General features: G+C 72.4%; 16 protein-coding genes and 1 tRNA gene. 11 read left to right on the plus strand and 6 right to left on the minus strand.

Going from position 1 to position 18,408, the window contains the following annotated elements; all coding sequences use genetic code 11:
- Positions 1 to 15 precede the first annotated feature (15 nt).
- From POL72_RS01290 to POL72_RS01305, 4 genes are all read right to left on the minus strand, one after another.
- Positions 16 to 324 carry a hypothetical protein gene (locus POL72_RS01290; protein WP_272093076.1) on the minus strand — a complete coding sequence of 103 codons (309 nt, stop codon included), beginning with the start codon at positions 322 to 324 and terminating at the stop codon, positions 16 to 18.
- Between the two features lie 56 nt (positions 325 to 380).
- The gene (locus POL72_RS01295) at positions 381 to 1,451 is read right to left on the minus strand and encodes a DUF4190 domain-containing protein (RefSeq protein WP_272093078.1); all 1,071 of its coding nucleotides are present in this window, start codon (positions 1,449 to 1,451) and stop codon (positions 381 to 383) included.
- Positions 1,452 to 1,517: 66 nt separating this feature from the next.
- A complete protein-coding gene (locus tag POL72_RS01300; protein WP_272093079.1) occupies positions 1,518 to 2,696 on the minus strand; it encodes a hypothetical protein in 1,179 nt (392 codons plus the stop codon).
- A 200-nt stretch (positions 2,697 to 2,896) separates the two neighbouring features.
- Positions 2,897 to 2,983, minus strand: a tRNA-Leu gene (locus POL72_RS01305).
- 343 nt (positions 2,984 to 3,326) lie between these two features.
- On the opposite strand from POL72_RS01305, the gene POL72_RS01310 reads away from it, so the two are divergent.
- From POL72_RS01310 to POL72_RS01350, 9 genes are all read left to right on the plus strand, one after another.
- Positions 3,327 to 4,658 carry a dihydroorotase gene (locus POL72_RS01310; RefSeq protein ID WP_272093081.1) on the plus strand — a complete coding sequence of 444 codons (1,332 nt, stop codon included), beginning with the start codon at positions 3,327 to 3,329 and terminating at the stop codon, positions 4,656 to 4,658.
- Entirely contained in the window at positions 4,655 to 6,121 is a 1,467-nt protein-coding gene (gene rimO, locus POL72_RS01315; protein WP_272093082.1) for a 30S ribosomal protein S12 methylthiotransferase RimO, read from the plus strand. Before POL72_RS01310 ends, rimO begins: the two co-directional genes overlap by 4 nt.
- A 109-nt stretch (positions 6,122 to 6,230) precedes the next feature.
- Positions 6,231 to 6,623 (plus strand): hypothetical protein, encoded by a 393-nt coding sequence (locus tag POL72_RS01320; RefSeq protein WP_272095897.1) that lies wholly within the window; start codon positions 6,231 to 6,233, stop codon positions 6,621 to 6,623.
- Between the two features lie 142 nt (positions 6,624 to 6,765).
- Positions 6,766 to 8,247, plus strand: coding sequence for a sigma-54-dependent transcriptional regulator (locus tag POL72_RS01325; protein WP_272093083.1), 1,482 nt, complete (start codon positions 6,766 to 6,768; stop codon positions 8,245 to 8,247).
- A 163-nt stretch (positions 8,248 to 8,410) separates the two neighbouring features.
- Positions 8,411 to 8,995, plus strand: coding sequence for a type IV pilin protein (locus POL72_RS01330; RefSeq protein ID WP_272093084.1), 585 nt, complete (start codon positions 8,411 to 8,413; stop codon positions 8,993 to 8,995).
- Between the two features lie 156 nt (positions 8,996 to 9,151).
- Positions 9,152 to 9,769: a type IV pilin protein gene (locus POL72_RS01335; RefSeq protein WP_272093086.1), complete on the plus strand. Its 618-nt coding sequence runs from the start codon at positions 9,152 to 9,154 to the stop codon at positions 9,767 to 9,769.
- A gap of 78 nt (positions 9,770 to 9,847) precedes the next feature.
- Complete coding sequence (locus POL72_RS01340) at positions 9,848 to 10,450, plus strand: type IV pilin protein (RefSeq protein ID WP_272093087.1); 603 nt, start codon at positions 9,848 to 9,850, stop codon at positions 10,448 to 10,450.
- A 60-nt stretch (positions 10,451 to 10,510) separates the two neighbouring features.
- Positions 10,511 to 11,008 (plus strand): hypothetical protein, encoded by a 498-nt coding sequence (locus POL72_RS01345; RefSeq protein WP_272093088.1) that lies wholly within the window; start codon positions 10,511 to 10,513, stop codon positions 11,006 to 11,008.
- Entirely contained in the window at positions 11,005 to 11,994 is a 990-nt protein-coding gene (locus tag POL72_RS01350; protein WP_272093089.1) for a hypothetical protein, read from the plus strand. Before POL72_RS01345 ends, POL72_RS01350 begins: the two co-directional genes overlap by 4 nt.
- A 433-nt stretch (positions 11,995 to 12,427) precedes the next feature.
- Here the strand turns inward: POL72_RS01350 and POL72_RS01355 are convergent, their stop codons facing one another.
- Positions 12,428 to 13,873, minus strand: coding sequence for a PEGA domain-containing protein (locus POL72_RS01355; protein WP_272093090.1), 1,446 nt, complete (start codon positions 13,871 to 13,873; stop codon positions 12,428 to 12,430).
- Between POL72_RS01355 and POL72_RS01360 the strand changes: the two genes are divergently transcribed.
- Entirely contained in the window at positions 13,872 to 14,771 is a 900-nt protein-coding gene (locus POL72_RS01360) for a hypothetical protein (protein ID WP_272093091.1), read from the plus strand. The genes POL72_RS01355 and POL72_RS01360 overlap by 2 nt on opposite strands.
- Before the next feature lie 364 nt (positions 14,772 to 15,135).
- Here POL72_RS01360 and POL72_RS01365 read toward each other — a convergent pair whose 3' ends face one another.
- Positions 15,136 to 17,931: a hypothetical protein gene (locus tag POL72_RS01365; RefSeq protein ID WP_272093092.1), complete on the minus strand. Its 2,796-nt coding sequence runs from the start codon at positions 17,929 to 17,931 to the stop codon at positions 15,136 to 15,138.
- 160 nt (positions 17,932 to 18,091) lie between these two features.
- Between POL72_RS01365 and gatC the strand changes: the two genes are divergently transcribed.
- A complete protein-coding gene (gene gatC / locus POL72_RS01370) occupies positions 18,092 to 18,403 on the plus strand; it encodes an Asp-tRNA(Asn)/Glu-tRNA(Gln) amidotransferase subunit GatC (protein WP_012236913.1) in 312 nt (103 codons plus the stop codon).
- The last annotated feature ends 5 nt before the right edge of the window (positions 18,404 to 18,408 follow it).

Below are 18,408 nucleotides of genomic sequence, written 5' to 3' on the forward strand. Positions count from 1 at the left end.
CCGCCGCCGCGGCGATCACCGGAGCTTGCAGCTGTACTCGCCGGCGAACACGAGCGCGCGCTCGCACCTGACGTCCACGGTGCGCTTCGCCGTGGTGAACTCGAAGGTCTGGCCGAACGGCGTCCGCTCCAGCCGCGTCATCTGCGCTCTGCAGCCCTCGCTGGGGCGGCGCGGCTCCGGCGCGCTCGCGGCGCCGTCCTCGCCGCACGCGACGAGCGCCGCCCTCCGTTCGACGTCGGCGTTGTCCGAGACGACGTTGTAGACCGCCGAGACGCTGAACGCGACGCAGAGAGCGAAGAGGACGAGCTGGCCGAAGCGCTTCACAGCCCGAGCTTACCCTGTCCGGCGCGCGAGGGGCTCGTCGCCGCGCGCGACCCGGCTCAGAGCCGCATGCCCGAGCCGGGCAGCGGGTTCCACGGCTGCCGGCGGGTCGTGTACTGGCCCCGCACGAACGCCCCGAGCACGGGCGCGATGTTGCGCGCGATGTCGTCGTCCCACTCGCCGCCGTTGATCCCGTCCTGCGGGGAGAGATCCGGCGAGAGCAGGAAGAAGCCCGGATAGAGCCGCCGCGGCACCTTGATCTGGTCGAGGTCCTCCTTGAAGAGATCGATGTCCACGCGCACGAGCCGCACGCTCCGGAGGGCCGTCTGCATCAGCGGATCGGCGAGCGCGCGGTCGACCCCGCGGCACGGCTCGCAGGGATCGCTCGTCGTCATCACGAGGACCTTCTCGCCCTGGGCGTACGCCTCCGCGCGCTGCTTGGCGAGCTCCTCGCTGAGCACGGAGACGTCGACGCCGATATCGACGATCAAGACCCCCCCGACGCGCCGGTGGGTCGTGTGCTGAGGGACGCTGCCGCTCGGCTGCGCCGCCGGGGGAGGCGCCTCCGGCAGCGGCATCGACGGCGACGCCGTGCTCGCCGGCTCCGGCGAGGCCTCCCCCTCCGGGATGGCGGAGGCCGTCTCTCCGGTGCGATGGGTGCTCCACATCCACACGCCGAAGCCGATCGCCGAGCTCCAGCAGAGGGTGAGCAGGACGCCGAGCGCGAGCCCGACGCTGGCGAGCGCGTACCCCCTGCGCACGGCCGGGGCCTGCTCGATCTCGCGGCGCGCCGCCCAGCCGAAGGCGATCGCGGCGATCGCCCCGAGCGGCCCGAACAGCGCCGCGACGACCGAGCTCACGGCCAGCGTGGAGAGCTGCCGTCGCTCCGGCGGGGGCGGCGGCGTGAGGTAGGGATCCTGGATGATCAGCCGCGCCGCCTGCGCGCGGCTCAGCTGGGCTGCGGCCGGCACGAGCGCGACGCGCGCCGCGACGGGGTCGCAGGGCGGCGCGCCGGCAGGCGGCTCGTTTTCGAAGGGCAGGGCGGCCGTCTGCACGTCCCTGAGCGCTGCAGGCGGCTCGTTCGCATCGCGGTTCGGCGGTGGCTGAGTCGGGCCGAATGCGTGGCTCACGCTCTTCATCCTAGCGCCGGAGGCCGCGCTACGCCCGCCGCACCGGGCCTCTCGTCGCGTGAGCGCTCAGGGGATGCAGGTGCGCTCGATCACCCGCAAGACTGCGCGCTTCGTGCTCACACCGGTGCTCATGGGCTCCGTCCATGCGACGCCCACCCGCTCACCGGCGAGCGCGACGCTCGGAGAATCCTTTACGGGAAACACCCCATCCGACACCCGGATCCCTCGAGCAGAGGGCGCTCCGTCGGCGGCCAGCTTCACGAGCAGGGTTTGCCCCTCCACCTTGCCATCGTGGCCGACCCACGCCACGAGGGCCCCGTCGCCGCTCGGCGCGAGCGCGCGCCACTTGCCCTTACCGACGACCCAGGGCGCCCCGCGCGGCTGCGCCTCGGCGTCCAGAGCGCGGGCGATCAAGGTGGCTCCCTCGCTCCAGAGCAGCAGCGCGCCGGCGCTGCCTGTAGCCACGAGCCCGAGCCGCTGATCCCTGTCCGGTGTCTCCTGAGCCGCGCCAGCCGGTCGGTCGCCGCCCTGTCGCTTCGCAACGAGGTGGGCATTCCCTTCCCTGCCCGCGGCGTCGAACCGCGAGGCCCGGATGCTCCCGTCCTCCTCGTCCTGCCAGGCGACGAGGTAGCCGCCGGACGCGTCGGCAGCGACCGCAGGCCAGCGCGGCATCTTGGCGCTTCGCGTGACCCCGACCGCCTTGAGCTGCGGCTGCGCAGGATCCACCGGCGCGAACTGGAACACCCCCAGGCGATGGCGGTCCGGCCCGAAGGGCGCCGCTGCGACAAGGGCGCCACCTGGAGCGGGCGCGAGGGCGACATGGTCGCTGACCTCCCTCCCGATCGCGCCGACGCGCTGGATCCCCACCGGCGGGTTCGTCTCCCAGCGGGGCCTCGCATACGCGAGCCCCTCCGCGTCGAACCACGTGACCGCCCACTCGTCGCCCGAGGAGAAGATCCGGAGCCCTGCGTCTCGCGTGCTCGAGATCGCCCTCGCACGAGCGACCTGCCGGGCATCGCTATCGAAGCCGGCGAACGCGATCTGCGCGTCCCCTCCCTTGAGGTCCACGAGCCACACGGCCCCGAACGAACCGTCGGCGCGCCCGGCGATCCCCATCCCCTCGCGCAGGATGTAGGTCGCGATATCACCCGACTTCGTCTTGCACCCCTCGAGGGAGCCGACGGGCACGAACTCCTGCACGCCGGTCCCGCGCGGCACCTCGGGCTCGGCCGGCGCAGTGGCCACCGCGGGCTCGGTCGGGGCGCTCGACGCAGCGGCGGCTGCGAGGACCGCCCCCGAGGCGCTCGGACCAGGGGCGGCACTCGCGGCTCCTCCCGCCGAGGGGGAGGAGCGGCGATCACAGGAACTGCCGAAGACGGCAAGCAGGGACAGAGCCACGACCTTGGCAAGAGTCATGGCTAAAGAAGCAGGACAAGAAGAGCGCTTGGTGCGAAGCAGAGGACTTGAACCTCCACGGGAGTTACCCCACTGGAACCTGAATCCAGCGCGTCTGCCAATTCCGCCAGCTTCGCGAGCGGGGACGGCATCACTACCTCACCCTTTCGCGATCCGTCAAGCGCTGTGTCACGCCCCGAGCGTTTTTCTTCGCCGACCGTTCCGTCCGTTGTGCCTGTTGAGTTCGCCACGTCCGTTGCATCCATCACATTCGTCGCATCCGTCCCATCCGTCCCATCCGTCCCATCCGTCCCATCCGTTGCGCCCGTCGCGTTCCCGTCCTTCGCCTTGCTCAGGCCTCCCTGGCTTCCTCCGGCTGCCAGCTGACCCCGGCGCGCGGCCTCCTTGCCGGATTGGTTCCCCCGCTGACGCCGCACCGGTGCACGACGAGGAGCGCCTGTGCTAGGGGAGCGCGCTCCCATGGCGGCCATCGGCTCACCTCCTCCTCTCCTTCTCTTCGTCGGCGTGCGCGCCGTCGACCCGGCCCAACAGCTCGACGACGTGATCGATGTCGTCGTGGAAGACGGCGTCATCACCCGGGCGGGACGCGGCGCAGCGACCGACGAGCTGCGCCGCGCCGACCGGGCCGAGATCATCCAGGGCGATGGGCTCCTGCTCCTCCCCGCGTTCGTCGACCTCCACGCCCACCTCCGCGAGCCCGGGCAGGAGTACAAGGAAGACATCGCCTCCGGGCTGGCCGCCGCGGCGGCCGGCGGCTTCGCCCACGTGTGCGCGATGCCGAACACGCGGCCCGTCAACGACACCCGCTCCATCACCGAGGCCATGATCGCGCGAGCCCGCGCGATCGGGGGGCCCGCGCTCCACCCCATCGGCGCGATCACGATGGGCCAGAAGGGCGCCGAGCTCACCGAGATGGCCGATCTCAAGGACGCCGGCGCCGTGGCGGTCTCCGACGACGGCCGCTGCGTGACGTCGAGCTCCGTCATGCGCCGCGCGCTCGAGTACGCGAAGACCTTCGATCTCACGATCATCCAGCACGCCGAGGACCACGCGCTCACCGACGGGGCGCAGATGCACGAGGGGGCGATTTCGACGCGGCTCGGCCTCCGGGGCTGGCCGCGCGTGGCGGAGGACATCATCGTCGCGCGCGACGTGCTGCTCGCCGAGGCCACCGGCGCGCGCTACCACGTCGCGCACATCTCGTCGCTCGGGGCGGTCCGCATCCTCCGCGAGGCGAAGGCCCGCGGCATCGCCGTGACCGCCGAGGTGACGCCCCACCACCTGACGCTCACCGACGCCGCCGTGCTCGGCTACGACACGGCGTGCAAGGTCAACCCGCCCCTGCGTGAGCAGGCGGACGTCGACGCGCTCCGCGAGGCGCTCGCGGACGGCACCATCGACGCGGTCGCCACCGACCACGCGCCCCACTCCACGCTCGAGAAGGACTGCGAGTTCGCCGAGGCGTCGCCCGGCCTCATCGGCCTCGAGCTCGTCGTCCCGGTCCTGCTCGACCTCGTCCGGCAGGGCGCCCTCCCCCTCGGCCGGCTCGTCGACGCCCTCACCCGCGCCCCCGCCCGCATCGCGCGGCTCGAGGCGCCCACGATCAAGGCCGGCGCCCGCGCCGAGCTCTGCCTCGTGGATCCGAACCTGAGCTTCGTGCTCGACCCGGCGCGCCTGCGCTCGAAGAGCAAGAACACGCCGTTCCTCGGACGGCAGCTCACGGGCCGCGTCAAGATGACGCTCGCCTCGGGGCGGGTCGTCTTCGTCGACGGCGAAGGAGCGGCGACATGAGCTCGCGCAAGGTCCATTTCGTCAGCCTCGGCTGCCCCAAGAACCGCGTCGACTCCGAGGTGATGCTCGGCGTCGCCCGCGCGGCCGGCTACGCGCACGTCGACGACGCGGCCGAGGCCGAGGTGATCGTCGTCAACACCTGCGGCTTCATCGGCGAGGCGAAGAAGGAGTCGATCGACGCCATCTTCGAGATGGCGCAGCACAAGGAGCACGGCAGCTGCAAGCGCCTGGTCGTGGCCGGCTGCCTGTCGCAGCGCCACCCCGACGAGCTCGCCCGCGAGATGCCCGAGGTCGATCACTTCCTCGGGTCGAGCGACATGCTCAAGCTCGGCCGGGTGCTCGCGGGCGGCGCCGAGCGGATGCTCGTCGGCAACCCCGCCGAGTGGCTGATCCACGCCGGCGATCCGCGCACCCTCTCGACCCCCGGCGGCAGCGCTTACGTCAAGATCGCCGAGGGCTGCAACCGCACCTGCTCGTTCTGCGTGATCCCGGACCTGCGCGGCGCGCAGCGCTCCCGGCCCATCCCGGACGTGGTGCGCGAGGTGGAGCAGCTCGCGGCGGCGGGCGTCCGCGAGATCAACCTCATCTCGCAGGACACGATCGCCTACGGCCGCGACGCGGCCGGCCGCGCCGAGGACGGCGCGCGCGCGACGCTCGCGCAGCTCGTCGAGCGGGTCGCCGACGTGCCCGGCGTGCGCTGGGTGCGGCTCTTCTACCTGTACCCCGAGAAGATGACCGACGACCTCGTCGAGCTGCTCGCCGGCCACCCGCGGGTCGTGCCCTACGTCGACATGCCGCTCCAGCACGCCGCCGACGCGATGCTGAAGCGGATGCGGCGCGGCCACGGCGGCGATCGCCTCCGCCGGGTCGTCTCCACGCTGCGCGAGCACGTCCCCGACCTCACGTTCCGCACAGCGTTCATCGTCGGCCACCCCGGCGAGACGGACGCCGAGTTCGAGGAGCTCTGCGACTTCGTGCGCTGGGCCGAGTTCGAGCGCGTCGGCGTGTTCCGCTACTCCGACGAGGAGGCGAGCCGCAGCCACGAGCTCGAGGGCAAGGTCCCCGCGCGCACGGCCGCGAGCCGCTACCGCCGCCTCATGACGCTGCAGCGCCGCATCTCGCACAAGAAGAGCGCCGCCATGATCGGCCGCGAGCTCGAGGTGCTCGTCGAGGGGACGAGCGACGAGCACGAGTACGTGCTCATGGGCCGCCACGCCGGTCAGGCGCCCGAGATCGACGGACAGGTCTACCTCTCCGGCGGCGAGGTCCGCCCCGGCCAGATGTGCCGGGTCCGGATCACGCAGGCGAGCGACTACGATCTCGTCGGCGAGCTGCTCGACGACGAGGAGAGCGGGCGCGGCGCCGGGCTCCCCCCGGCCGCGGATCTCGGCGCGGCCACGGCGAAGCGGCGCGTCGCCCTGCGCGTGCTGCAAACCGATGGACGCGAGCGCCAACAGAATTGACGGTCCGGCGATCGGGTCGCGGCGCGATCGCTGAAAATCCGGCTGCATCAGGGCGCTCCGCGGCGGAGGGGGCGCGGCACATGGTGTGCTATGACGCCGTGCCGTGCCGATGCTCCGCCGCGCTGCGCTTCACCTCGCCGTCGCCCTCGCGATCTCGCTGCTCGCCGGTGCGGCGTGCCTGAGCCCGACGCTGCCGCTCCCCCCGCCCGAGCCGGCCGACACGATGCGGCCCGTCGCAGACCGCGAAGGGGTATGGCAGATCTCGGGCAACTGCAGCCCTGGCGCGCGCGTCAGCCTCTTCAACGAGCGGACGCAGCGGGGCGTGATCGAGGACGACACCGACAGGAACGGCCGTTACCTCCTCGAGATCGAGGCCGAGCTCTGCGACACCCTGCTCGTATGGCAGGAGCTGGAGGGCAACGGAGGCGAGGAGAGCGAGGCGCAATCGTTTGTCGTCGAGGAGCGCACACCGCTCGGCGTCGTGAGCGACGCCTGCCCCTGAGGGCGCGACGAAGCTCCATGCACCGAAGTGGGAGAGTGACGACGCGGCGAGGTGACGACACGGTGACGTGACGACGCGGCGCGCCGCGCCCGATGGCCGCCATCGACGCGTGAGCGGAGCATCGTGATACGGTGTTGGCGTGATGGCGTCGATCCCGCCGAGCATCCCGCAGAACGCCACCCGGGTGCTGGTCGTCGATGACGAGCCGGGCCTCCGCCAGGTGCTCCACATTGCCTTCCACCGTCAGGGCTACGAGGTCGTTGTCGCGCCCGGAGCGCGCGCCGCCATCGAGGCCATCCGCCAGAACCCGCAGCCGTTCCCGCTCGTCCTCACCGACCTCGTGATGCCCGACGGCTCGGGGATCGAGGTGCTCACGGCCGCGAAGGCGCGGAGCAACGCGACCGAGGTGATCGTGATGACCGCGCACTCCACGGTGGAGAGCGCGCTCGACGCGATGCGCCACGGCGCGTACGACTTCGTGACCAAGCCGTTCTCGCCGGCGGAGCTCACGGCGCTCGCCGCGAAGGCGCTCGAGAAGAGCTCGATCGTCGCGGAGAACCAGCGGCTGCGCGCCCAGCTCGAGCGGCTCGATCTCCCGTCGCGCGAGCCGCTCGGCACGAGCGTCGCGATGCAGCGGATCGCCGAGCTGATCGCCAAGATCGCGCCGACGCGCACCACCGTGCTGCTCACGGGCGAGAGCGGGACCGGCAAGGAGCGGGTCGCCCGCGCGATCCACGACCAGAGCGATCGCGCGGCCAAGCCGTTCCTGGTGGTCAACTGCGGGGCGCTCCCGGAGGCGCTCATGGAGAGCGAGCTGTTCGGCCACGAGAAGGGCTCGTTCACGGGCGCCGGCGCGCGCTCGATGGGGCTGTTCCGGGAGGCGGACGGCGGGACGCTGCTCCTCGACGAGATCGGGGAGCTGCCGGCCGCGCTTCAGGTGAAGCTCCTCCGCGTGCTCCAGGAGCGGAAGGTCCGCCCTGTCGGCGCCGCCGCGGAGATCTCGGTGGACGTCCGGGTCCTGGCCGCGACCAACAGGGACGTGGAGGCCGAGGTCCGCCAGGGCCGGTTCCGGCAGGATCTCTATTATCGGCTGAACGTCATCCGCATCGAGCTGCCGCCGCTGCGCGAGCGCCCCGGGGACGTCTCGCGGCTCGCCGAGCGCTTCCTCCGCCGCTTCGCCGCCGAGCTCGGCAAGGACGTCCGCGGCCTCACGACGGACGCGGTGCGCGCGCTCGACGCCTACAGCTTCCCGGGCAACGTGCGCGAGCTCGAGAACATGATGGAGCGCGCGGTGGCGCTCGCCGGAGGGCCCACGATCGGCCTCGGTGACCTCCCGGGCGCCGTCGCCGGCCTCAGCGCGAGCCCGGCGCCGCTGCTCGCGCAGCTCCCGCCCGAGGGGTGCGCGCTCGACGAGGTGCTCGGCGAGGTCGAGCGCCGGCTCATCCTCCAGGCGCTCGAGCGCACCGGCGGCGTCCGCAAGGCGGCCGCCAAGCTGCTCGGCGTCTCGTTCCGGTCGCTGCGTTACCGCCTCGCCAAGCATGCCCTTGCCGCCGATGGGGAGGGAGACGACGACCCGGAGGGAGGATCCCGACGAGAATCGTCACCGCCGGGCGCCCTGCAGTGACGGTTTTCGTCACCGCCGCAAAAGAACACAACCCCACACCTCCGGCACCCTGCCCTCCTCACCTCAAGGAAAACCGAGGCAACTCATGAGCTTCTCGCGCAACTCGAAGACGGCGCCGCGCCGCGCTCTCCTTGGCACGTCACCTGCTGGAGCAACAGGGCGCATGCGGAGCAGGCGGCGACAGCGAAGCGCAGCGAGGCGAGCGTTCACGCTCGTCGAGCTCCTCGTCGTCGTAGCGATGATCGGTGTCCTCGCGGCGATCGCCATGGTCGGATACCGCAGGTACATGGACGCGGCGGGCATCGCCGAGCCGAAGGCGGTCATGCAGGGCATCCGCGGTGCACAGGAGGCCTACAAGGCCGAGATGCTCGTGTACCTGAATGTGTCTCAGGGATCGCTCGATGCCTGGTACCCTGCGGGGACGCTCAACGATCGCAAGCGCGCGTGGGGCGGCGCTCACCCCCACGCCACGAACTGGCAGCTGCTCAACGTGACGACGGACGGCGCGGTCCGCTTCGGATACGCGACTGTGGCCGGCGACGCCCCCCCCTTCAGCGTGACGCCACACTCAGGCTTCACATGGTCGGGGCTGCCCGCTGGCAACCCGCTGGCAGATCCGCAGTTCGCGCCGAACGGCCCCTGGTACGTCGTCCAGGCGGCCGGTGATCGCGACTCGGATGGGACGTTGGCCTTGCTCCTGACGACATCCACGATGTCAGGGATCTACTGGGAGAACGAGACGGAGTGACGGACTAGAGGAGTTTTGCTCCGGTGAGGCGCAGAGAGCGCCTGTCCGTGGGAGAGGTTTTCGCGCTGCGGGCCGGCCGAGCCCGCACCAGGCGACATCATGGTCAGTCTCGGCAAAGCATCCAATTAAAGAAAGCATCACGGAGGATCGACACTCATGCGTGCAATCAAGCGATATGACAGGAGAGGCTTCACGCTCGTCGAGCTCATGATCGTCGTCGCCATCATCGGCGTCCTCGCCGCGCTGGCGATCTACGGCGTGCGCCGGTACCTCGCGACCGCGAAGACCTCGGAGGCCAAGAACACGGTGGGCGCGATCACCCGCGGTGCGGCTGCCGCCTACGAGCGGGAGAACGCCGCCGCGGCCATCTTGGGCGGCGGCGCCACCTCGACGGCCGCAAGCCACGAGCTCTGCGACTCGGCGACCGATCCGGTTCCGGGGACCGTCCCACAGGGCACGAAATACCAGCCGAACTCGGCCCCGACGGCCGATTTCAACGTGGGCACCTCGACCCAGGGCTGGCCGTGCCTCAAGTTCACGATGTCGCAGCCGATTTACTATCAGTACCACTATCTCCGGGGTGCGAACAACCCCAACCCCGCCCTCACAGGCGCGCCCCTGGTCGGCGGCGGGCTGACCGGCTTCGAGGCGAGCGCCATCGGCGACATCGACGGCGACGGCACTGCGTTCAGCGGCTTCGCCCGCGGCGGCACGATCACCAACGGCGAGCTGGCGCTGGCCACGCAGGTCTTCGTCAACAACGAGTTCGAGTGAGACCTCCCGGCTGCCCGGCTCACATGAGCCGGGCAGCCCCGGTCCATCGGCGTCGTCTGCGAGCGGAGAGGGCGTGTTATGTCGAGCACGACAGCGGTCCGTGGACGAGCCTTCACCCTCATCGAGGTCATGATCGTGGTCGCGATCGCCGGCGTGCTCGCCGCGCTGGCGATCTTCGGCGTGCGCAGCTATCTCGTCACGGCGAAGACGGCTGAAGCGAAGCAGACCGTCGGCGCCATCACCCGCACCGCGATCGCCCAGTACGAGCGCGAGCGCGACGTCTCGCAGATCCTGGCGGCCACGGGCGTCGCCTCGGCGAACACTCACCTCCTCTGCACCTCGGCGACGCCGGTCCCGCTCCTCTTCGCGTCCGTCGAGGGGAAGAAGTACCAGCCGGACGATGCGCCGGGCGCCGACTTCAACTCGGGCTCGACGCTCGCGGGCTGGCAGTGCCTCGGCTTCTCCATCAGCCAGCCCATCTACTTCCAGTACTCGTACCAGGTCGGCGGAAGCTACGTCAGCCAGGGCCTGCTTGGCGCTCCCATCCCCGGACCGGACGGCTTCGAGGTGGGCGCGGTCGGGGACCTGAAGGGCAACGGGCAGAGGTACACGATCGCCCGCACCGGGGAGGTGCGCGACGGCGAGATCGTGACCAGCACCGCGATCTTCGAATCCGAGTGATGCGAACCGTGCCTCCCTCACGCTTGTTCGATCGTGGAGGGGTGAGGTAGAGAGGAGCCCATGACCTGGCGCTCCTGGAGCGCGCTGGAGCTCAGCGCGGCCTTCGCGGTCGGCGGCAGCGTCCTCGCCGTCGCCGTCCCCGCGTTCTTCCGAAACCTCAGCGCATCCAAGCTGAGCGAGCCCATCGAGGGGCTCGACCGGCTGGTGACGAGCGCTGTCGCCTACGCCGAGTCGCGGCCGCAGGAGATCAGCTTCCCCCCGTCCGCCCCGCTGACCCCGGCCCAGGTGCCGCGCGGCGTGCGCGCGGTCGATCCGCCGGAGTCGTGGGAGCACCTCACGTGGCGGTCGCTCGACTTCCGCTTCGAGGGGCCCCACGCGTTCTCGTTCCAGTTCACGAGCGAGCTCGACGCGTCGAAGGCGATGCGCTTCACAGCGACCGCGCACGGCGACCTCGACGGCGACGGCGTGCTGTCCACGTTCGAGGTGCGCGGCGAGCGGATCCCCGGGGAGCCCGCCCGCGTGCTGCCGGGCATGTTCGTGGACCGCGAGGTGGAATGATGGGGGACCTTCCCGCGCCCGGGGCGGGGCCTCCTCCGGCAGCCCGCTCGCTCCTCGCCCGCCTCGCAGGCGCGCGCGAGGCGCTCGTCGCTGTCGCGCTCTCCGCCGCCGCCGCCGTCGCCATCGGGAGCGTGCGCGCGCCGGCCGCCGACCTGGCGCAGCGGGTCGCCGAGACCTCCGACGTGTACGTCCTGCCGCCGACGGACGAGGTGGTCGCCCTGTCGCTCGGCTACCGCTCCGCGCTGGCCGATCTGCTCTGGTCGCACGTGCTCGTCTCGCAGGGCATGCACACCATGGAGCGGCGCCGGTTCGAGAACCTCACCCTGCTGCTCGACGCCATCAACGCGCTCGACCCGACCTTCCGCGACCCGTACCTGTTCGCGGACGCGCTCATCACCTTCCAGACGAGCGAGACGCCGCACCGCGAGGTCGTCAAGGCGCGTGAGATCATGGAGCGCGGGGTCCAGAACCGCCCCCTCGACGGCGAGATCTGGCTCGCGCTCGGCCAGTTCGTCGGCTTCATCGCGCCGGCCGCGTACCTGACCGATCCCCAGGAGAAGGCGCAGTGGCGCCTCGATGGGGCCCGGATGCTCGCGCGCGCCGCGGAGCTCGGCGGCGGCGACGCGAACATCAGCTGGCAGGCGCTCGGCGGTGCGGGCATCCTGGGGCGCGCCGGCGAGCGAGAGGCGCAGATCCGGTTCCTCCAGCGCACGCTCGCCGTCACCGACGACGAGGAGCTCAAGCAGAAGATCCGCGCGCAGCTCGACAAGCTCCTCGACGCGCGCGACGCAGAGAAGTACCGCCGGCGCCTCGACGGGTTCCGCGATCTCTGGCGGCGCGATCTGCCGTTCGTCAGCAACACCGCGATCCTCGTGCTGGGCCCCCCGCGCGACCCGGCGTACTGCGCCGGCGGCGCGCACGCGGACGAGCCGCGCTGCGCGACCACCTGGCGCGCCTGGGCGGAGCGGGTCGAGGGCGAGCGGTGAGCTGCCGCGGGCGCTGAAGCGGCGCGCCGGACGCCGGCGCGACGCCCGGGCGTCCGCGGAGCAGGCGGAATGAACCGCCGGAGGCAGCGACGGCCAGCGCCCTGCAGCGCCCGGACTCGCTGACAGCTCGTCGGGGTGTCCCAGGCGGCTCTCCTGACGTCCCTGGCGGCTCTCCCGGCGCCCCGGGCAGCTGGCCTTGGCGTTCCAGACGGCTTTCCTGGTGTCCCTGGCGGCTTGTCTTGACGCCCCCTATGGCCTTCCTGGGTGTCCCTGGCGGCCTTCCTGGGCGCTCCTGGCGGTCTTCCGGAGCGTCCCGCCAGCTCTCCCGGCGTCCTTGGCGACCCTCCAGCGGTACTTGGCGGCTCTCCAGGCGTCCCTGGCGGCTCTCCAGGCGTCCCTGGCGGCTCTCGCGGCGTCCCTGGCGGCTGAATGTTCATTCGAACTTGACGGCCGCGGTCTTCGTCTCGCCTGCCTTCAGCGTGACGGTGACCGACTTCTTCCCGAGATCCGGATGGATGAACATCACCGTGTGCGACCCCGCAGGGACGCTGACGCCCACCTTGGGCGTGCTCCCCAGCGGCCGCCCGTCGAGGACCACCTTCGAGACCGGGATCGAGTTGATGTTCAGCGTCGCACCGCCGGCAGCAGCCGCGGGCTCCGGCGCTTCCGTCGGCGCTTCCGCCTTCGGCGCGGCGGCCACGGCCTCCGACTTCGGCGCAGCCGGCTCCGGCGCAGGCGCGGGCGCAGGCGAGGCGGCGGCCGGCTCGGACTTGCGCGCCTCGTCGAGCGCGATCCGGATCGTCCTCTCGGCCTGCCCGTCCTCGAACGAGATCGGCTGAGAGAAGTCGTTGTATCCCTTCTTCGTCGCCACGATCTTCCAGCGCTCGGACGCGGCGACATCCACCTTGACCGGCGGCTTCTTCCAGGCCGAATCGGGCAGCTTCTTCTCCGTGCCCTTGGCGCTCACCAGCTTGACCGAGGCGCCCGACGTGGCGAGCTCCAGCGTCACCTGCCCCTTCAGCACCTTGAGCGCGACCGCGCCGAGGTCCTTCATCTGACCCTGGCCGACGTCCACCGTCTGCTCCAGGGGCTCGAAGCGCTCGCCGCCGTCGAAGCGGATCTTGTGCTCCCCCGGCGGGACGCTGACCTCGACGGGCAGCGCGCCCTTCTCCTCGCCGTCGATGAAGACCTTCACGCCGGGCGCGCCCGACGCCTTCACGCCGGTCGTGGTGGACGCGCTGGTGGACGACCGCTCCGCGCTGGCCGCGTCGAGCGTGATCACGACGACCTTCTCCTTGCCGCCCTCGACGATCTCGACGGCGTCGCGCGGCGGGAAGTCGGGGGCGAGGATCTTGACCACCTTCGAGCCGGGCTCGAGATCGCGCACGACGCACGGCACGGTGTCGCAGCGCTTCTGGCCGTCGAGGAAGATCTCGGCCCGGTCGACGGAGCTGCCGCCCGGGGTCTTCAGGTCGATCGTGAGGGCGCCCTTCTTCGGCACCAGCAGGACCACCGCCAGGATGAGCACGGCGACCAGCGCGAGCCCGCCGAGGAGCACGCCCGCCTTGCCGGCGCCCTGCTGCACCACGTGGCGCGGGCGGATCTCCGTCGGCTCGTCCTTGCGCGACAGCGCGCGGAGCCCGAGGTCCGGCGGCATCGCCGGCGCGGGCGGGGCGCTCGGGATCGGCGGCGGCGCCGGGACGGGGGTGCGCACCCGCGAGGCCGACGCCGCGCCGCCAGAGCTCGCGACCAGCGCCGCGGCCGCCTTCGGGATCGACGGTGAGCCCGCCGCCGGCAGCGCGCTCGAGCGCCCATGATTGTAGTCGTTCCCCTGCTTGTCGTAGACGTGGGTCGACTCCTCGTCGTCGTCCCAGTTCATGTCGACCGCGGTGCCCTTGGCCGAGCGAGGCTTCGCGTCGTCACCCGCCTTCTGCGGCGGCTTCACCGACGGAAGGCGCACGGGCGGAGGGACCACCGGAGGCAGCGAGTTCGGGGCCCCGCTGACGGGCGCCGGCGGCAGCGGGCTCTTCGACGGCAGGGCCGGGGCGCTGATCGCGGGCAGGGACGGCTGGCGCGACCGAGGCGCCACCACGGGCGGCAGGGAGCCCGTCTTGACCGACGGAGGCATCGGCGGCGGAAGCGACCCCGGGCTCGTCCCCTTCGTCGTCACGGGCGGCGGAAGCGACGCCGGACCGGTCCCCTTCTGCGTCACGGCCGGCGGCGGGAGCGACGGCGGCGGGAGCGACGCCGGACCGGCCCCCTTCGCCGACAGGGGCGGCGGGAGCGACGCCGGACCGGTCCCCTTCGGCGGCACGGGCGGCGGGAGCGACCCCGGGCTCGTCCCCTTCGACGGCACGGGCGGCGGGAGCGACCCCGGGCTCGTCCCCTTCGACGGCACGGGCGGCGGGAGCGACGACGGGCCGGCCCCCTTCTGCGTCACGGGCGGAGGAAGCGGAGACGGCACGCCGCTCGGGAGCGTGGCCGCATGGTTCGGAGGCGGCGGCACCGCCGCGCCGACGAGGGTGCGCGACCGCGCAGGCGGCGAGGGAGGCACGAGGGCGGGGCTCGTGGCGGGCGACTTCTTCTTCGCGAGCCCCTCGAATACGTCCAGATCGCTGCCGCCCTTGTTGTCCGCCATGTTCGAGAACTCCTCAGGATATGCGGCGCCGTTCGCCACGGCGTCCCGGAAACGATCGCGCCTGCTCCGCGCGACGAGCGTGAACCCGATGTACAAGCGCTCGTCGCGGGCGAGCTCGGAGCGCGCTGCAATCGCCTGATCCGCTGCAGCGTACCGCTGGTCCGGTGACTTCGCGAGCGCCATCGGGAGGAGCTCGGCGGCGGCGAGGCGCCGCGCGCGCCGCGATCTCGCGCGGATCCAGCGCTCCACCGCCGGCGATGCGGCGCGCGACGTCCGCGGCGCTCGCGACGTCCGCTGCGCGCCGCAATGCGACGCTGCGCGCGATCCACCACCCGCGAATCGCGCGCGCGCCCCCGCCCGGCGAGCCCACGCAGATCCGCGCCGAGATGTCGCAAGCTCCGAAGGATCGCAATCGATGCACCGACCGCCGTGTATTAGTCCGTCGGGCCGTCAGCGCACAAGCGCCTACTGCACGTCAGGGAAGGGCCGGGGCGCCGCCCCGCTCAGTGATCGCCGTCAGGCGTTTCCTCTTTCTTCGGCTTTTTGAAGTACCGCACGCGCTTCTGCTGCAGCGGGTACCAGACGCTGTGCGGAACGATCGGTGTGGATTCGAACATCCGGCCAGCGCCGGGCGCCTCGGCGCGCGTGAGCCGGACGGCGCGCGGACCTGACGGCGGGTGGACGGCGGCGCCGGAGAGATCGGTATCGCCGCCGAGGGCCACCGTGAGCGGCCGGGGAAGGTAGATCCGCGAGGAGCAGCCGAGCCCCGCCAGGAAATCCTGGAGCAGCTTGGCGTCGCGCGGGTGCGGGTCGACGAGCGCCGGGGGCGGCGCCGATGCGTCCGGCGCCAGCGCGGCGTCCGGCGCGCTGGACGGCCCGGCCGCGACCCGCTCGACGTAGATCAGCATCCCGTCCTCGTCGTTGACGCCCAGCGCGGCCACGGCCCTCGCGCTGCCGAGCGCCCCCGTCGCGACCCGGACCGCGCCGCGCACCGGGGCTGTCGGCGAGGCGGAGAAGGACCCGGCCGAGTGCCAGATGCTCGATCCCTCGCCCTGCACCGCGCCGTGCGTCGCGGCGCCGTCGCTGAAGACCGCCACGGTCGCGCCCGCGCCGGCCGGCGCGGGCGCCCCGGGCTCGCCCACCGGCGCGGCCGTGACGGTCCGCGGATCCACCTTGAGCACCCGCAACCGGACGTCGGGCCGCGCGGGATCGGGGCGGATCTCGGTGAGCGCGAGCGCATAGGGGAAGCCGTGCTGCGGGAGCCCCTGGGTGCGCCAGGCGCCCTCCCCCGCCACGGCCGGCGCCGCGCGGGGCGCCAAGGGCGGCCCCGGCAACAGGTGGCGCAGGGTCATGTAGAAGAAGTCGCGCGCCTCCCGCCGGATATAGCGGGGAAAGTTCATCAGGCCCATGCCGCGGATGAGCCGGCGGCCGCGGAACCGGTAGCCCGAGAGCCCCGAGACGTCGCCCTCGGTCTCCCATTCCCCCTGGAGCGGGCGCCCCAGCGGCGGCAGCTCGCCGTTCGGCGCCACACGATAGAACTCGAGCCCGCTGTGGCCAGCGTTCATGTCGAGCGCGATCCCGTAGGCGCAACGGGCCTGGATCATCGCCTGGGCCAGGGCCTCGGGGCTGACGTCGGCGCCATAGAAATAGGCGACGAAGCGCTCGCGGGTCAGGCAGATGCCGGTCCTGACCGTGTGCGTCTTGTCGGCCCACCCGGGCGGCGTGCCTCCCCACCACGTCCGGCCGAAGGGATTGAATTTCTCGTCCTCGACCATGACCGTCATGTTCTGGCGGAACGACAGCATCCATTCGGGGACGGTCTCGTCCTCCGACCAGCTCCCGAAGACGGTGCTGCCGTCGCGCCGGACGGCCACCGTCGCGGCGTAGGGCTTCGGCGGCAGGTACATCACCCCGTCGGCCATCATGCCGAACTCGCCGTGCATCGCCTGGAAGCCGGCGTTCGACGCGGCGACCACGCGCTTCATGACCTCGGGCGTGCGCGGGATGAGCCCCGGCCCGGCCTCGCCCGTCGCGCCCTTGGGCTCCACCGTGCCCGCCATCATGTGGAGCTCCACCTGGCGCGGGTCCCAGAGCGCGATGTAGACGCGCGTCGCCTTGCGCGAGCGATCCGTCCGGAGGAACGTGGTCATGAACGCCGGCGGGAGCCCGTCGAGCTGGCGCACGAAGGCGTCGCCGCCCTGCGGGTTCCACTGCCCCTCGCCCGGCAGCGGCGGCGTCACCCAGGGCTCGAGCGGCGCCGGCGGCCAGCCGATCTCGGGATCGATCGGGATCTGGCGGACAGGCGGATCCAGCTCGCTCTGGCCGAGGTCCGAGGCGATGTCCTCCGCGCCGGTGTCGCCCGTCACCGCCTCCTTGTTGCGGAGGACGAAATCGAGCGCCGTGAACGCCACGGCCTTGACCGTCTGCATCGCGGCGTCGCCGATCACGAGGCGCACCCGGTCGACCGCCCAGGTGACGAGGTTCCCCGGCCGCGCGACCTCGGACGCCTCGGCGCGGATCCACGCGGGCAGCGCCGCGTCGTCCGCGCCGCGCACCGGCAGGCGCGCCTCGCGGCCGCCCGCGCGGACGACGACCGCGCTGTCGTCCTCCAGGGCGACGGCGACGTCCCCCGCGTCCGGGCCGCGGCGGCTCCGCGGCTCCTCGGCGCGCGGCTCTTCGGCGCCCGGCTCCTCGGGGTGCGGCTCCTCGGCGACGTCGATCACGAAGGTCCGCCGGCCGATCCCGCGCAGCCGGCCTGTCGCCTGCCAGCTCGTGACGGCGTGCTGGAGCCGCTCGACGAGGGACCAGTCCGCGCCGCCCGAGAGCTCTTGCCCGTCCAGATCGAGCACGTGCACCGTGGGCGACGCGGCCTCGATCAGCGGGCGCGAGACGTAGGCGAGGGCCTCGCCGCGGAGCACGGGCTTCGACTCGTCCGCGCCGCTCGTCTCGGTGAGGTTGTGGATCGCCGAGACGTCGAGCAGGACGCCCTCCGGCGAGAGCCTCGCGTCGACGAGGTACAGGTCGGTGGGCTCCCCGCGCTCGCCGCCGGCGCGCACGCCGCGCGCGACCGCGCGCGCGTCGACGCCGAACGGGTGGAGGCCGCCGCGCGGCGGATCCACCCACACCACGTCGCCCGCCGCCGCGGCGACGCCCCGCTCCGCGAGCTCCGCGGCGAGCGCGGTCGAGCGGTCGCGGGCGCCTCGGCCGACGGCGGACGACATCGCCACGGCCGCGGACGCGCAGAGGACGAGGAGGCCGATGCGCTCGCGGCGCAGGAAGGGCGTTTTCGGGGACTGCATTCGCGAACAACGCGCGGAGGGGCGGGGCTCTTGCCCGGGCGGCCGAGAACGACCGGACGCGCGCGCGGCAGCCGTTATCACCGTTTTTGTACCGCGGCCAGGTTCGGGGGCGCGCGGCGCTAGCGTCCGCCGAACCGGCGGTGCTACATCGGGCGCGCCCATGTCGAACGCTGACTCGCCCCCTCTCCGCCGCGACGAGGCGCTGACGATAGCGCGCCTCGCCCACCTCGACCTCTCCGCCGAGGAGATCGAGCGCCTCACCGGTGATCTCGGCAACATCCTCAGCTACGTCCGGCAGCTCGAGGAGCTCGACGTCTCGGCGGTGCCGCCGACGGCGCACGTGCAGATCGAGCGGCTGCCGCTCCGCGCCGACGAGGAGGCGCCGAGCCTGCCGCGCGAGGTGGCCCTGCGGGAGGCGCCGCGGGTCGAGGACGACGGGTTCGCCGTTCCGGCGTTCGTGGACGAGGGGTGACGCCG

It is taken from the genome of Sorangium aterium, assembly GCF_028368935.1.
Classification (GTDB): domain Bacteria; phylum Myxococcota_A; class Polyangia; order Polyangiales; family Polyangiaceae; genus Sorangium; species Sorangium atrum.

Excerpts from the sequence above, each read along its gene's own strand:
- POL72_RS01310 (WP_272093081.1), top strand. The coding sequence starts at position 3,327 with ATGGCGGCCATCGGCTCACCTCCTCCTCTCCTTCTCTTCGTCGGCGTG.
- rimO (WP_272093082.1), top strand. The coding sequence starts at position 4,655 with ATGAGCTCGCGCAAGGTCCATTTCGTCAGCCTCGGCTGCCCCAAGAAC.
- POL72_RS01320 (WP_272095897.1), top strand. The coding sequence starts at position 6,231 with ATGCTCCGCCGCGCTGCGCTTCACCTCGCCGTCGCCCTCGCGATCTCG.
- POL72_RS01325 (WP_272093083.1), top strand. The coding sequence starts at position 6,766 with ATGGCGTCGATCCCGCCGAGCATCCCGCAGAACGCCACCCGGGTGCTG.
- POL72_RS01330 (WP_272093084.1), top strand. The coding sequence starts at position 8,411 with ATGCGGAGCAGGCGGCGACAGCGAAGCGCAGCGAGGCGAGCGTTCACG.
- POL72_RS01335 (WP_272093086.1), top strand. The coding sequence starts at position 9,152 with ATGCGTGCAATCAAGCGATATGACAGGAGAGGCTTCACGCTCGTCGAG.
- POL72_RS01340 (WP_272093087.1), top strand. The coding sequence starts at position 9,848 with ATGTCGAGCACGACAGCGGTCCGTGGACGAGCCTTCACCCTCATCGAG.
- POL72_RS01345 (WP_272093088.1), top strand. The coding sequence starts at position 10,511 with ATGACCTGGCGCTCCTGGAGCGCGCTGGAGCTCAGCGCGGCCTTCGCG.
- POL72_RS01350 (WP_272093089.1), top strand. The coding sequence starts at position 11,005 with ATGATGGGGGACCTTCCCGCGCCCGGGGCGGGGCCTCCTCCGGCAGCC.
- POL72_RS01360 (WP_272093091.1), top strand. The coding sequence starts at position 13,872 with ATGTCGACCGCGGTGCCCTTGGCCGAGCGAGGCTTCGCGTCGTCACCC.
- POL72_RS01355 (WP_272093090.1), bottom strand. The coding sequence starts at position 13,873 with ATGAACTGGGACGACGACGAGGAGTCGACCCACGTCTACGACAAGCAG.
- POL72_RS01365 (WP_272093092.1), bottom strand. The coding sequence starts at position 17,931 with ATGCAGTCCCCGAAAACGCCCTTCCTGCGCCGCGAGCGCATCGGCCTC.
- gatC (WP_012236913.1), top strand. The coding sequence starts at position 18,092 with ATGTCGAACGCTGACTCGCCCCCTCTCCGCCGCGACGAGGCGCTGACG.